This window comes from Nonomuraea sp. NPDC003709, from assembly GCF_040610775.1.
GTDB lineage: Bacteria > Actinomycetota > Actinomycetes > Streptosporangiales > Streptosporangiaceae > Nonomuraea > Nonomuraea angiospora_A.
Map to the genome: position 1 here is coordinate 127,108 of NZ_JBEXMW010000018.1, position 13,165 is coordinate 140,272.

Sequence of the window (13,165 nt, forward strand, 5' to 3'; positions counted from 1 at the left end):
CGACCAGACTTCCCGGCTCGCCCCAATGAGAAGGTACGCCCGATCAAGGCGCTTTACTAGATATCTCCGGCTCCGTCCCATTGGGAGTCCCATGGGGAGTGGCGCCGTTGAGCAGGGCCCTGGCCAGGCCGATCCCGGCGCCGCCGAGCGTGAGGGCCTTGGCCAGCAGTTCCTCGACGCCCTGGGCGCCGTTCAGCACCACCATGTGGTCCACGTTCCCGAACGCCTTCGCGCCCGCCTCCACGACCTCCGGCCAGCGCTCGGCGAGCTGCTGGGCGATGACCGCCTCCTGGTTCTCCTTGAGCGCCTGGGCGCGGGCCCTGAGCGCCTGGGCCTCTGCCAGGCCCTTGGCCGACGACGCCTCGGCCTCGGCCAGGCCCAGCGCCTTGGCGGCCTCGGCCTGGGCCAGACCGCGGGCCTGCGCGGCCTGGGCCTCCGCCTCACCGGCGATCTTCGTGGCGGCTCCCGCGGCCTCGCCGCGCAGCCGTACGGACTCGGCGTCCGCCGCGGCGGCCAGCTTGACCTGGGAGGCCTGCGCGGCGGCGCGCAGCTCGGTCTCCCTGGCCTCGGCCTCCGCCTGCGCGATGCGGGCGTCGCGCTCGGCCTGGGAGAGCGTGACGGTCTCGTACGCCTTGGCGTCGGCGGGCTTGCGCACCTGCGACTGCAGCCGCTGCTCGGCGAGCTTGGCCTCCAGCTCGGCGGCCCTCGTCTCCTGGACCACCACCTCCTGGCGGGCGGTCGCCTCCGACAGCGGGCCGGCCTGGCGGGCGGTGGCCTGGGCCTGGTCGATCTCGGCCTGGTAGGAGGCCTCCTTGATGCGGGAGTCGCGGCGGGCGGCGGCCATGTTGGCGGCGGCGATCTGCTCGGCCTCGGTGGCCTCCTGGTCGCGCTGGGCCTGGGCGATGCGGGCAGTGGAGGCGACCTTGGCGGCGTGCGGCTTGCCGAGGTTGACGATGTAGCCGGTCTCGTCGTCGATCTCCTGGATCTGCAGGGAGTCGACGATCAGGCCCAGCTTGCTCATCTCGTCGGCGGCCGAGGCCCTGGTCTCGCTGGTCAGGCGCTCGCGGTTGAGTATGAGGTCCTCGATGGTGAGGTTGCCGATGATCGAGCGCAGGTGGCCGGTGAACAGCTCGTGGATGGCGCTCGTCATGAAGTCCTGCTGGTCGAGGAAGCGGCGGGCGGCGTTGGCGATGGAGGACAGATCGTCGCCGACCTTGTAGATGACCACGCCGCGGATGTGCACGGGGATGCCCTGCTGGGTGACGCAGGAGACCTGGAGGTTGGCGGCCCTGGTGTCCAGCCGCAGCCGCCTGGCCGCCTGGAACCCGGGCAGCACCGCCGTACCCTTGCCTGTGATGATCTTGAAGCCCAGGCTGTCGACGCCCTCGCCGCGACGGCGGGCGCCCAGCCCGGAGATGATCAGGGCCTCGTTGGGTTCCGCGACCCGCCACACGGCCTTGAACAGCAGGATGATGATGACTGCGGCGGCGACGATGCCGCCGGCGGCGATGTAGAACTCGGGGGACATCGGAGCCGGCCTCCCTTAGACGAGCGCCCTGACCACGTAGACGGTCCGCGGGGGGAAGTACTCGACCACGACCACGATGGATCCGGTCAGGAACTCCTCGTCGGGCACGCTGGGATGTGCGTAGAACGCCTCCACGCCGCCCCTGACCGGGATCATGACCTCGCCGACGAGCCCTGGGCCGATCTTTCCCGTGACCCTGCCCTGCTTGCCGACCACCTGACTCCCCCCGCTCGCGATATTCCGGACGCTACTCCAAACGAGCATTCGCGGTAATAGGCCGCACGAAAGATTCCCGGATACCCGGACATTCGGGACGATCGATCCCTGAGACGACGATTGACGCCTGAGGGACGGGGTATTCGCGGTTGGACGGTTTGGGCTCGGCCTGGCGGCGCCGTCACGGCAGCCCTGCGCGCTGTGGAGGTGAAGGCGCTGTGAAGCTGTGGCCGCGGGTCTTCCTGATCGGGTTCGTCTTGTGGCTGGCCAGCGTCGCGGTCACCGCCTGGACGGCCAACTCCAACCTCGTGCCGACGGTGGTGCTGTTCGGCAGCTTCCTGGTGCCCGTGACGTTCGTGGTCTGGGCGTACGGGCGCGACCGCTCGCCGCAGGTGACGGTCGAGCTGCTGTTCGTGGCGTTCGTGGTGGGCGGCGTGCTGGGCGTGCTCGGCGCCTCCCTCCTCGAGAGCCTGCTGATCCGCCCGTCGATCGTCATGTACGTCCTCGTCGGCCTCATCGAGGAGGGCGTGAAGCTCGGCGCGCTGATGTTCGTCACGAGGAGGATGGCCCGGCGTTCCGCCCGGGACGGCATCGTGCTCGGCGCCACCGTCGGCTTCGGCTTCGCCGCGTTCGAGAGCGCCGGGTACGCCTTCAACGCCCTCTTCACCGCCGACGGCCTGTCACTGTCCCAGCTCGTCGAGACCGAGGTGCTGCGCGGCATCCTGTCGCCCGTCGGGCACGGCCTGTGGACGGCCATCGCGGGCGGCGTGCTGTTCGCGGCGCGCGGCCGGATCACCGGCCCCGTCGTCCTGGCCTACCTCGGCGTCTCGCTGCTGCACGCCCTCTGGGACTCCATGACCGCCATCGCGATCGCGATCACGCTTGTGCTGACCGGCCAGCCGTGGCAGTGGGAGCTCCTGCGTATCGGCCGGGTCCCGAACGTGACCACGTGGCAGGTGCACGTGTACACCCTGGTCAACTGGGCCGGGCTCATCGCGATCTCCCTGGTGGCGCTGCTGTGGCTGCGGACGATCGCCGCCAGGGCGCGTCGCGATCGCGAGATCTTGTCCCAATAATCACGGTAATGAACGTGTTCCTCCCACTGCGCCGGAACCATAAACGGTGCTAGTCTCCTATGCGATCTTCCGGAGGTGTATTTACACAAGGTGTGGAAATGCCCCCGACTCGAGGTTGGGACATGGGCTCGCGAAACCGGTCAATTCGGTTCAAGATCTTCTTATTGTTGCTGCTACCCCTTCTGTCTCTGAGCGCGCTCTGGGGTTTCGTCCTCAACCTCACCATGGGCGACGCCCAGTCACTGCTCCGCGCGAACACGCTCTATCGGACTATCGGCGTCACCTCCACGGACCTGGGACTACAGCTGCAGGCCGAGCGGGTGCGCTCCGCCGAGACGCTCACTACGCGTAAGCTCACCTCGGTGCTCAGCGCCCAGCGCGCCCGCACCGACCGGTCGGTCACCGACTTCAAGCTGGCCGTCATGGAAGCCGGCGGCTCGGTCGGCGACGACCTGCGACTGCCGCTCGACACCCTCGAATCCGCTCTCGGCCGCCTCGCGGCGATCAGGGCCGACATCGACGGCGGCCTCGGCTCCCGGCTGGCCGGGCTGAACGAGTACAACCGCATCCTCGACGGGATCTTCACCCTCTACGACCACCTGGTCTCCGTCTCCGACCTGACGATCTTCCAGCAGGCGTCCTCGCTGCAGGCCATGGGCATGGCCAGGGAGTACATCGCCAGGGAGCACGCGCTCGTCATCGGGGCGCTGGCCGACCGCCGGCTCACCGCGCCCGAGGTCTCCGCCTTCACCGAGTACGCGGCCTCCAGGAAGTTCCTCCACGCGCGCGGCCTGGCCGGGCTCGACGTGACGCTGCGCCGGCCGTACGAGCAGGTCTTCGCCACCGAGCCGTTCCAGACCTTCGCCACCACGGAGGCGCGGATCATCAAGACCGGCAGCCCGCCCCCCACCGCCGAGGCGTGGACCGAGGCCGTCGACAAGCTCACCTCGCGGCTGGACCAGCTCGGCTCCTCCTCCGCCGGCGTGCTGGCCACGCGCACGTCCGAGGCCGCGACCTCCACCATCGTCAAGATCTCCGTCGCCGGCGGCGTGGGCTTGATCGCCGTGCTCGCGTCGATCATCATCTCTGTACGCTTCGGTCGCCGCCTGGCCGGCGAGCTGGCCGGGCTGCGTACCGCCGCGATCGAGCTGTCGCAGAGCCGGTTGCCCGACATCGTCGAGCGGCTGCGCAGGGGCGAGGACGTCGACGTGCGGAAGGAGGCCAAGACGATCAAGGTGCACGGTTCCGCCGAGATCAGCGACGTCGCCAGGGCCTTCGGCTCCGTGCAGCGCACCGCCGTGACGGCGGCGGTCGGCCAGGCCGCGATGCGGCGCGGGGTCGGCCAGGTCTTCCTCAACCTCGCCCGGCGCAAGCAGGGCCTGCTGCACCGGCAGCTGTCGCTGCTGGACGCCATGCAGCGCCGTACGCACGACCCCGACCGGCTCGAGGAGCTCTTCCGCCTCGACCACCTGACCACCCGCATGCGCCGGCACGCGGAAAGCCTGATGATCCTCTCCGGGTCCGCGCCGGGACGGGCCTGGCGCAAGCCGGTGCCCGTGATCGACATCGTCCGCGCGGCCATCGCCGAGATCGAGGACTACACCAGGGTCACCGTCGAGGGCATGCCGGTCGCCGCGGTCGACGGCACCGCCGCCGCCGACCTCACCCACCTGGTGGCCGAGCTGATCGAGAACGCCACCATCTACTCGCCGCCGGACACCACGGTCCAGGTGCGCGGCGACCTGGTGAGCAACGGATACGTCATCGAGGTGGAGGACCGCGGGCTCGGGCTGTCGGTCGCCGAGTACTCGGCGTTCAACACGCGGATGGCCGCGCCGCCGGAGTTCGACCTGGCCGACAGCGACAGGCTGGGCCTGTTCGTGGTGGCCAAGCTGGCGCAACAGTACGGGATCAAGGTGCTGCTGCGGCGGTCGCCCTTCGGCGGGACGACGGCCATCGTGCTCGTGCCGCGTTCGATGGTGACCGAGCAGGCGGCGCTGGAGGCGGGCGACATCGACGGCAAGGCCGATCTGCCGAGCCGTACGCGGAAGAAGGCGCTCGCCGTGGTGACCTCGGGCACGCACGCGGGACTGCCCAGACGGGTTCGCCAGACCAACCTGGCGCCGCAGCTCAAGGAGAGCCCGCCGCTCGGGCAGGAGCGGGCTCCCGAGCAGGAGCCGCGTGGCCAGGAGCCGCCGCCCGAACGCTCTCCTGATGAGGTAAGGGACTTGTTCTCCGCGTTCCAGCGGGGGACCCAACGCGCCCGAGAAGATGCCTCTGAGGAGGGGCCATGAGTAAGGGGGATGCATGACTTTGCCGAGCACCAACACCGGTGAGCTCAACTGGCTGCTGGACGATCTTGCCACCAGGGTCGCCGCGGTGCGCCAGGCCGTCATCTTGTCGACCGACGGCCTCGCGATTGGGTACTCGAAGGGCTTGATCCGGGAGGACGCCGAGCATCTGTCGGCGGTTGCGGCCGGGTTCCAGAGCCTGGCCCGTGGCACCGGACGCCATTTCGGCGGCGGCGACGTGCGTCAGACCATTGTGGAGATGGAGTCGGCCTTCCTGTTCGTGACAGCGGCGGGACAGGGCACCTGCCTGGCCGTGATCGCCGATGCGAACGTGGACGTCGGCCACATCGCCTACGAGATGGCGATGCTGGTCAAGCGGGTTGGCCAGCACATCACCACCAATCCGCGCGCTGGAGCGTCATGAGCGATAGCCCGCAGTGGTTCGATGAGGACGCGGGGCCCGTCGTTCGGCCCTATGCTCTCATCCGCGGCCGTACGCGTTCCTCAGGGGACACGTTCGACCTCGTGGCAACCGTGCGCGCCGTCGGCGACCCGTCTGGCGAGCTCGGTCCCGAACAGCAGCTCATCCTGCGGGCAGCACGCAATCCGATCTCGGTGGCCGACCTGGCCGTCGAGCTCGACCTGCCCGTCGGCGTCGTCCGGGTCCTGCTGGGCGACATGCGTGACCACGGGCTCATCTCGGTGTCGTCGCCCTCATCCGGAGGGTCGCGGTCGAATGAGCGCATTCTCAAGGAAGTGATCAATGGACTCCGTGCTCTCTGAGGACCCCGTCGCGCTGAAGATTCTCATCGCAGGGGGGTTCGGCGTCGGCAAGACCACACTGGTCGGGGCGGTCAGCGAGATCAAGCCGCTGCGCACGGAAGAGGTGCTCTCCGACCGTGGGATCGGGATCGACGACCTCGACGGCGTGGAGGCCAAGAACACCACGACCGTGGCGATGGACTTCGGCCGCATCACGATCCGCGACGGGCTGGTCGTGTACCTGTTCGGGACGCCCGGGCAGGAGCGGTTCTGGTTCATGTGGGACGAGCTGTCCTACGGCGCGCTGGGCGCCGTCGTCATCGCGGACACGCGCCGGCTGACCGACTGCTTCCCGTCCGTCGACTACTTCGAGCAGCGCGGCACGCCGTTCGTGGTGGCCGTCAACTGCTTCGAGGGGGCGGCGCGGCACAGCGTCGAGGACGTGCGCATCGCGCTCGACCTGGACGACGACGTGCCGGTCATGCTGTGCGACGTGCGGCGGCGCACCTCCGCCAAGGAAGTCATGATCGCCCTCGTGGAGCACTCCCTGCGGACGCTGACCTCAGCGAACTAGAGCGCCCTGAGGCCGTTGATCACCTCTCGGAGCAGGCTCTCCGTGGGCGTCGCGGCCTTGTCGCGCGGCGGGCGGACCGTGACCAGCCCGTGGTCGAGCAGGTCGCCCAGCAGCACTCTCACGACGCCGACGGGCAGGCCCAGATCCGAGGCGACCTCGGCGACGGGCCTGGTCTGACCTGCCACGAAGCCCAGCAACCGCCGGTGCTGAGCGCTGAGCTCCGCCTTGGCCGGGACGGGCAGCCCCGTCCCGGCGACGGTTGCCAGCAGGTCGAGCGCGTTGGAGGAAGTGGGCCTGGTGCGCCCACGCGCGACCGCGTACGGCCGCACGACGGGCCCCGCCTCCTCATCGACCCACTCGTGCTCGCCGCTCACGATTGAGATCCCCCATCCTGTTCACTGGCGTCCTGCCGCCCGCGCTGCCAGCCCGACTGGAGCGAGGAGAGCAGCGCCCTGGTCTCCTCTGGTGAGCGCTCCTCGGCCGGCGGCACTGGTGGCGGTGTCTGCTTGAGCCGCTGCGGCAGGTCCGCCTGCCGCTCGCGCTGCGGCAGGCCGGTCTCCCGCTGCCGCTCGCGCTGCGGGAGCCCCGTCTCCCGCTGGCGGTCACGCTGTGGCAACCCGGTCTCCCGCTGCCGCTGACGGCGCGGCAGGTCGGGCTCCTGCTGCTGCGGCAGGGCCACCGGGCCGCTGCCCGTCTGCTGCTGTGACGCCTGCTGGGGCACGGCCACGGGGCCGGTCCCGCCCGCCTGCTGGCCCCGCTTGCTGGTACGGACCCGGCGCGGCAGCTCGCCAGGCCCTGTGGGCTCCTGCCGGACTTCACCGCGGCCGAGCACCGAGACCGAGACGGACTCGAACTCCAGCGGCTGCACCGGGGTCGCCATGGGCTCCACCAGGGAGCCGGGCACGAGCACGATGGCGGTGGTGCCGCCGTACGGCGAGGGCTTGAGCGTCACCTTGACGCCGTGCCTGGCCGCGAGCATGCCGACCACCGCGAAGCCCAGCCGTTCGGTCTGGGAGGGGTCGAACTCCTGCGGGCTGGCCAGGCGCGCGTTGATGCCCCTGCGGACGGCATCGTCCATGCCCAGGCCGCGGTCCTCGATCTCGACCGCGAAGCCCCGGCCGACCATCTCACCGCGTACGGAGACCTCGTTGCTGGGCGAGGAGAAGGAGGCGGCGTTCTCGATCAGCTCGGCGAACAGGTGCATGAGGTCGGCCACCGCCGCGCCCGAGACGCCGCACTCGTTCATCGGGTAGACGCGTACCCGGGTGTACTCCTCGACCTGGGCCGCCGCGCCGCTCAGCACGTCCTCGATCGGGATGACGCCGCGCCACCTGCGGCCCGCCGCGCCGCCCGAGAGCAGCACCAGGCCCTCGGCGTGGCGGCGCATGCGGGTGGTCAGGTGGTCGAGCCTGAACAGGCGCTCCAGCGCCTCCGGATCCTCCGTCTGGCGCTGCATCTCGTCGAGCATCTTGAGCTGGCGCTGCAGCAGCGACTGGCTGCGCCTGGCGAGGTTGCGCAGCGCCTGCGACACACCCTCGCGCAGCCTGGCCTGCTCGACGGCCGCGTCCACGGCCGTGCTCTGCACGCTGTCGAACGCCGTCGCCAGGTCGGTGACCTCGCTGGTCGAGCCGCGGCCCACCGTGATGGGTGGCGCCTCGGTGGCGATGTCCACGCTCTCGCCCTTGCGCAGTTTCGTCACGACGTCCGGGAGCCTGATCTCGGCCAGGTCCAGCGCGGTACGGCGCAGCGTCCTCATCTCGCGGGTGAGCCTGCGACCGACCTTGATCGAGATGACGATGGAGAAGATGACGGCGATGAGGCCGAGCGCGCCCGCGATGGCGGCCCGCACCACGATGCCGATGCCCGCGGGCTCCATCCTGGCCAGCAGCTTGTCGCCGGTGCGCCAGACGGCGTCGCGGTATTCCTTCTGCACCTGCTCGGACACGCCCCGCCACAGCTCGACGTCCACCGGCTGGCCGGAGATGTAGCTCTCCAGCAGGTTCTCCATGGTGCCGTAGCGCGGGGAGTAGTACAGCTTCTCGAACGGGGCCCGCAGCTCGGTGTCGAGGTTGGCCAGGGCCTTGGGGAACAGGTACGTCCGGGTGTTGTCCAGGCCGGCCAGCAGGTGGAGGTCGGCGTGCATGGTCATCCGGCCGTTACTGGCGACGATCAGCGCGTGCTCCCGGCTCAGCAGCTCGCGTACCTCGTCGGCGGCGATCAGGCCCTGCGCCTGGAGCGCCATCTGGAGGTCGGTGCTGACCATCATCCTGGAGTACAGCAGGTGGATCTCGTCGGAGACCTTGGCGTACTCGGTGACGAGGGTGCCGGGGGTGAGCTTGCGGTCGTCCACCTTGCGGCGGATGTCCGGGATCCGGTTGATCGCCTCGAAGACGTTCTGGAGCTGGGTCTTCATGTCCTGCGTGAGCGCCGACTGCACGTCCTCGGACATGGCGCGCTCGCGCAGCGTCTTGCGGTTGTTGTCGACCTTGGCCCGCGCCTTGTTCAGCGCGTCGGGGTCCGTGACCGTGCCCGCGATCCGCTCGGCGGAGGCCAGGCGCTCGGTCTGGAGATTGGAGATCAGGCCGTCGGCGTTGTTGATGACGCCCGTCCAGATCGTCTCGACCTTGAGCAGGTTGAGCGCGTCCCCCGACGTGGTGCTCGCGGCGAAGCCCCAGAGTGCGACCAGGGAGACCAAGGGGATGACGAGCAGCGTCGAGATCTTGAATCTGATGGATCTGCCCGATGCCATGACACCCGCTCCCGGATAGAAGATCGCGGGAGAGAATAGCATCGAAACAGGTGGTTTTAAGATCGACTTGCGATAAATCTGTGATATGTCAGGAAATCCGCATGTTGCACAGCAGCCCGCCGGCTGACCGGACGCCAGGTCAGCCACGCCAGCCACGCGGCCAGCACGCCCAGCAACGTCACCTCGGCACCCAGCAGCAACCGCTCGACGAGACCGATCATCACCCGCTCGCCGGGCAGGGCCACGTACGTGATCGCCAGCAGCCCGAACCCCCCGGCCAGGGTCACCCACTCCACCACCCGCGCCACGGGCTTCCAGCGGGCGTCTGAGCCCAGTCTGGGCACCATCAACAGCCCGGCGGCGGGCAGGCTCACGAATGCCGCGACGGAGACGTACCGGTGGATCTGGGCCGCGAGGTCGAGATCCGCCCCGAGGGGTGTGGTCGGGACCAGGGCCGCAACGACCAGAGCCCCGGACCACACCCCCAGCAACCACTGAGGCATCCCCCGCACCGGCGCCCCGGCCGCCCGCAACCCCACGAGCAGCGCCAGGGACCCCAACCCGAGCACCGCCATGGCGATCTCCGTGACGCCCCCGCGGTCGGACACGGCGTATTCGCTGACGGTTGTGTTCATGGGGTCGAGCTGGGGATCGGGCCCGAACTGCCCGACCAGCACGGCGACCACCGAGAACAGGATCGCGGCACAGGCGATCAGGGGGGAGAGCCTCTTCACTGCGGTCATGAAGCAACTCTCCCGCCGGGGGCGGCCCTCTCACATCGGGCTCCGCCCCCGAGCCGACCCTGACCCGACCCTGAGGTCACATGCCTGCGCGATGGGCCTCGCTGAGCTGGATGATCTGGACGTAGTTGCCGTCCGGGTCGATCGCGGTGGCGAACAGGCTGCCGTCGCGGTCCTCGACCTCCGCCAGCCACGTCACGCCCGCGCTGTCCATGCGCGCGGCGACCGCGCGGGCGTCGGCCACGTCGAAGTTCAGGATCACCCTGCCGGGCTCGGGGTTCTTGTCCGACACATCCGTCCGCGTGTCGATGAACAGGTAGAACTCGCCGAACTTGAGCACCCCGTACCCGCCGACGTCGGAGTTGTCCTCCGGGTCGAGGGCGTCGACGTACCAGGTGCGCAGACGCTCGGGGTTCGTGCTGGCGAGCAGCAGGCTGCCGAGAACGGGTCGCCTCATCGCGAGCTCCTCCGATGGTGTTGACGTGCTTTCCATCAGACAGACAGGACGGAGCGGAAGAACTCATTGCTGTGAACGCAAAAACCTCCGCGCGGCGCGCCCAGCCGGGCGTGCCGCGCGGAGTTCGGCGCCGTGGGTCAGCCTGTGCGGAGGGTGAGCCCGTAGACGCTCAGGATCTCGTTGACGGGCTGGTGGTACGTGGTCCCGCCGACGGAGCAGTTGCCGGAGCCGCCCGAGGTGACACCCTGGGCCTGGCTGCCCGAGATGAACGAGCCGCCGGAGTCGCCGGGCTCGGCGCAGGCGCTGGTGCGGGTCAGGCCGGTGACGGTGCCCTGCGGGTACGTGACCGTGGCGTTGTGCTGCTGGATGGTGCCGCAGCGCCAGCCGGTGGTCGAACCGGAGCGGCAGATGGACGAGCCCACCGCGGCCTGGGTGGAGCCGCGGACGATCACGTTCGCGCCGCCGGAGCCGCGTACCCACGGCTGCGCGGTGTTGCCGGGAGCGGCGACCCACGCGTAGTCGTTACCCGGGAAGGAGGCGCCCTGGAAGGTGCCCGTCGGGTTGGTGGTGTTGGTGGCCACGCGGCAGTGCCCGGCGGTGACGAAACCTGGGGTGCTGCCCCTGGTGACCGAGAAGCCGACGCTGCAGCGGCTGGAGCCGATGTAGAACGGCGCGCCGCCGATGATGTTGATGAGCGGAACGGGCCGCTCGGCGGTCGCCGACACGCTGACCGCGCTCCTGTCCACGCCCGCGGCCTTGGCCAGGGCCTCGGCGGCCTCCACCGTGGGCGCCTGGATGGCGACGCTGTTGGTCTTCACGTCCACGAACCAGAGCGCCGCCCCGGCCTGGGCCTTCTTCGGCGCCTGGTCGAGCTGCTGCACGACCGCGTCGAGCTGGGCGAGCGAGCGCGCGACCACGACCGGCTCGGCGCCCTGCGCCTTGATGGTGCCGGTGGCGTTGGGGTCGGTGGTGGCGACCAGGAACTTGGAGGCGTCGTCGTTCAGCCAGGCGCCGCCGTACGACGCGCCGAGCTGGGAGGTGAGCGTGGCCTGCGTGGACGCGGCGCGTTCCTCGTTGGCCAGGCGGGCGTTGACCTGCTGCTCGGAGAGTCCGAGGTCCCGTTCGAGCGCGTCCACGACGGGCGGGGGAAGGGACGGGGAGGCGGATTGAGGCGCCGGGTCGGCTGCTGCGGGGCTGAGGGGGGTGGCCAGGCAGGCGGCGAGGATGACGCCGCCAACCAACGCACAGCGTTTACTCGACATGTGCACTCCTCGGGTGGGGGTGCTGTCAAGCTAACGGTTGCTAAGGCGCCTGCCAGCATGCCAAAGAGTCTCTATTTCGGTGTTATGGGGTCTTTTCGGACACGGGCTATGGACCGATTTATCGCCTAAAAGGTGAGCGGCGTGGCAGGTCGCTATGGTCCCGTTGCTGGAGGTGTTCTCTTTGCGAAACGGTGTTCGCCATCTGCTCGGCGCCGGCGCGGGACTGCTGGCCACCCCGCTCATTGCAACCGGTTTCATCGTGGGGATCGAGCGTTATCGCCACACGGCGGCCATGACCGTCGACTGGGTCGTGCCGGCCGTGTACGTCGGCACGGTGATGCTCATCGGGGTCCTGGTCGCTCCCCACCGGGTGCATTCTGCTGACCGCCTCGCTCTTCCCCTCACGCTGGCGGGCGGCCAGGACCGACCCGCCCCCGCCGCCTCCGCAGGAGGCCCCGGAGCCGCCGCCGCTGCCCAAGCGGATCCCGTCCTCCCATCGCTGAAGGCCGGGATCGCTAGGCGGACTTGGCCTCCGGCAGCGGGATCCACTTGTGCGCCCAGGTCACCAGCTCGTCCAGCACCGGCCGCAGCTCCTGCCCCATCTCGGTCAGGTGGTATTCGACGCGCACCGGCGACGTGGGCAGCACGCGGCGCTCGATGAGCCCGGCGCTCTCCAGCTCGCGCAGCCGCCGGGCCAGCATCGTGTCGTTGATGCCGGGGATGGCCGCCTTGAGGTCGGCGTACCGGTGGGCGCCCTTGAAGATCATGTGGATCACCGCGCCCGACCACCGGGCGCCGATCAGCTCTAAGGCGATGTGGAAGCGCGCGCACACCAAATCGAGACTCATGCCACAAATCCTATCAGCGCTTGCTCAGAAATATGTAGCAGCTCAATAATGTTGAGTAGCTACATCGCCTGAGTGAAGGAGCATGCCATGGGCAAGCCGGTCCTGCAGATCGTCGTCGCCAGCACCCGTCCCGGCCGTGCCGGACGTCCCATCGCCGAGTGGTTCCACGGCAAGGCCGTGGAGTCGGGACTGTTCGAGGTCGAGCTGGTCGACCTGGCGGAGGTCGCGCTGCCGTTCCTGGACGAGCCCAACCACCCCCGGCTCAAGCAGTATGTGAACGCGCACACCAAGGAGTGGAGCGCCACCGTCGAGCGGGGCGACGCGTACGTGTTCGTGACCCCCGAGTACAACCACAGCTTCAACGCCGTACTGAAGAACGCCCTCGACTACCTGCACCACGAGTGGCAGCACAAGGCGGCCGGGTTCGTCAGCTACGGCGGCGTCTCCGGCGGCACCCGCGCCGCGAACAGCCTGCGCCAGGTCACCAGCACCCTGAGGATGATCCCGGTGCTGGAGGCGGTGAACATCCCGTTCTACTCCCAGTTCATCGGCGAGGACGGCAAGGTGCACGCCAACGACGTCATGGACTCCGCCGCCGACGCCATGCTCGCCGAGCTGGCCAAGCTGACCGGCGCGTTGCGTTCGATGCGCGCCGCCTGAGC

The 13,165-nt window shown here is 69.5% G+C and carries 14 protein-coding genes; 6 read left to right on the top strand and 8 right to left on the bottom strand.

Annotated elements, in window-relative coordinates; translation table 11 throughout:
* Positions 1–43: 43 nt before the first annotated feature.
* Together ABZX61_RS42785 and ABZX61_RS42790 are read right to left on the bottom strand one after the other, a co-directional pair.
* Positions 44–1,528 carry an SPFH domain-containing protein gene (locus ABZX61_RS42785; RefSeq protein ID WP_355202918.1) on the bottom strand — a complete coding sequence of 495 codons (1,485 nt, stop codon included), beginning with the start codon at positions 1,526–1,528 and terminating at the stop codon, positions 44–46.
* Between the two features lie 15 nt (positions 1,529–1,543).
* Entirely contained in the window at positions 1,544–1,744 is a 201-nt protein-coding gene (locus ABZX61_RS42790) for a hypothetical protein (RefSeq protein WP_350732563.1), read from the bottom strand.
* A gap of 218 nt (positions 1,745–1,962) precedes the next feature.
* Here ABZX61_RS42790 and ABZX61_RS42795 point away from each other — a divergent pair, with 218 nt between their 5' ends.
* From ABZX61_RS42795 to ABZX61_RS42815, 5 genes are all read left to right on the top strand, one after another.
* Positions 1,963–2,820, top strand: coding sequence for a PrsW family glutamic-type intramembrane protease (locus ABZX61_RS42795; RefSeq protein WP_355202921.1), 858 nt, complete (start codon positions 1,963–1,965; stop codon positions 2,818–2,820).
* Positions 2,821–2,987: 167 nt separating this feature from the next.
* Positions 2,988–5,114: a nitrate- and nitrite sensing domain-containing protein gene (locus ABZX61_RS42800; RefSeq protein ID WP_355202924.1), complete on the top strand. Its 2,127-nt coding sequence runs from the start codon at positions 2,988–2,990 to the stop codon at positions 5,112–5,114.
* Between the two features lie 13 nt (positions 5,115–5,127).
* A complete protein-coding gene (locus ABZX61_RS42805; RefSeq protein WP_355202926.1) occupies positions 5,128–5,535 on the top strand; it encodes a roadblock/LC7 domain-containing protein in 408 nt (135 codons plus the stop codon).
* A complete protein-coding gene (locus ABZX61_RS42810) occupies positions 5,532–5,894 on the top strand; it encodes a DUF742 domain-containing protein (RefSeq protein WP_355202929.1) in 363 nt (120 codons plus the stop codon). Before ABZX61_RS42805 ends, ABZX61_RS42810 begins: the two co-directional genes overlap by 4 nt.
* Positions 5,875–6,447, top strand: a complete 573-nt coding sequence (locus ABZX61_RS42815; protein WP_350732556.1) for an ATP/GTP-binding protein — start codon at positions 5,875–5,877, stop codon at positions 6,445–6,447. The genes ABZX61_RS42810 and ABZX61_RS42815 overlap by 20 nt, the downstream gene beginning before the upstream one ends.
* On the opposite strand, the gene ABZX61_RS42820 is transcribed toward ABZX61_RS42815, so the two are convergent.
* The 6 genes from ABZX61_RS42820 to ABZX61_RS42845 all read right to left on the bottom strand — a co-directional run bounded on the left by ABZX61_RS42820 (position 6,444) and on the right by ABZX61_RS42845 (position 12,503).
* Complete coding sequence (locus tag ABZX61_RS42820) at positions 6,444–6,821, bottom strand: DUF742 domain-containing protein (protein ID WP_350732555.1); 378 nt, start codon at positions 6,819–6,821, stop codon at positions 6,444–6,446. The two genes, ABZX61_RS42815 and ABZX61_RS42820, sit on opposite strands and share 4 nt — an antisense overlap.
* Complete coding sequence (locus tag ABZX61_RS42825) at positions 6,818–9,196, bottom strand: nitrate- and nitrite sensing domain-containing protein (protein WP_355202932.1); 2,379 nt, start codon at positions 9,194–9,196, stop codon at positions 6,818–6,820. Before ABZX61_RS42825 ends, ABZX61_RS42820 begins: the two co-directional genes overlap by 4 nt.
* Positions 9,197–9,252: 56 nt before the next feature.
* Positions 9,253–9,939, bottom strand: a complete 687-nt coding sequence (locus tag ABZX61_RS42830; protein ID WP_355202935.1) for a DUF998 domain-containing protein — start codon at positions 9,937–9,939, stop codon at positions 9,253–9,255.
* 76 nt (positions 9,940–10,015) lie between these two features.
* The gene (locus ABZX61_RS42835; RefSeq protein ID WP_350732550.1) at positions 10,016–10,393 is read right to left on the bottom strand and encodes a VOC family protein; all 378 of its coding nucleotides are present in this window, start codon (positions 10,391–10,393) and stop codon (positions 10,016–10,018) included.
* 137 nt (positions 10,394–10,530) lie between these two features.
* Complete coding sequence (locus tag ABZX61_RS42840; protein WP_355202937.1) at positions 10,531–11,655, bottom strand: S1 family peptidase; 1,125 nt, start codon at positions 11,653–11,655, stop codon at positions 10,531–10,533.
* A gap of 515 nt (positions 11,656–12,170) precedes the next feature.
* Positions 12,171–12,503, bottom strand: a complete 333-nt coding sequence (locus ABZX61_RS42845) for a helix-turn-helix domain-containing protein (RefSeq protein ID WP_350732545.1) — start codon at positions 12,501–12,503, stop codon at positions 12,171–12,173.
* Between the two features lie 87 nt (positions 12,504–12,590).
* Between ABZX61_RS42845 and ABZX61_RS42850 the strand changes: the two genes are divergently transcribed.
* A complete protein-coding gene (locus ABZX61_RS42850) occupies positions 12,591–13,163 on the top strand; it encodes an NAD(P)H-dependent oxidoreductase (RefSeq protein WP_350732543.1) in 573 nt (190 codons plus the stop codon).
* Positions 13,164–13,165 lie beyond the last annotated feature (2 nt).

Coding starts and splice junctions, on each gene's coding strand:
- ABZX61_RS42815 (WP_350732556.1), top strand. CDS start 5,875: ATGGACTCCGTGCTCTCTGAGGACCCCGTCGCGCTGAAGATTCTCATC.
- ABZX61_RS42805 (WP_355202926.1), top strand. CDS start 5,128: ATGACTTTGCCGAGCACCAACACCGGTGAGCTCAACTGGCTGCTGGAC.
- ABZX61_RS42830 (WP_355202935.1), bottom strand. CDS start 9,939: ATGACCGCAGTGAAGAGGCTCTCCCCCCTGATCGCCTGTGCCGCGATC.
- ABZX61_RS42835 (WP_350732550.1), bottom strand. CDS start 10,393: ATGAGGCGACCCGTTCTCGGCAGCCTGCTGCTCGCCAGCACGAACCCC.
- ABZX61_RS42850 (WP_350732543.1), top strand. CDS start 12,591: ATGGGCAAGCCGGTCCTGCAGATCGTCGTCGCCAGCACCCGTCCCGGC.
- ABZX61_RS42810 (WP_355202929.1), top strand. CDS start 5,532: ATGAGCGATAGCCCGCAGTGGTTCGATGAGGACGCGGGGCCCGTCGTT.
- ABZX61_RS42845 (WP_350732545.1), bottom strand. CDS start 12,503: ATGAGTCTCGATTTGGTGTGCGCGCGCTTCCACATCGCCTTAGAGCTG.
- ABZX61_RS42825 (WP_355202932.1), bottom strand. CDS start 9,196: ATGGCATCGGGCAGATCCATCAGATTCAAGATCTCGACGCTGCTCGTC.
- ABZX61_RS42840 (WP_355202937.1), bottom strand. CDS start 11,655: ATGTCGAGTAAACGCTGTGCGTTGGTTGGCGGCGTCATCCTCGCCGCC.
- ABZX61_RS42785 (WP_355202918.1), bottom strand. CDS start 1,528: ATGTCCCCCGAGTTCTACATCGCCGCCGGCGGCATCGTCGCCGCCGCA.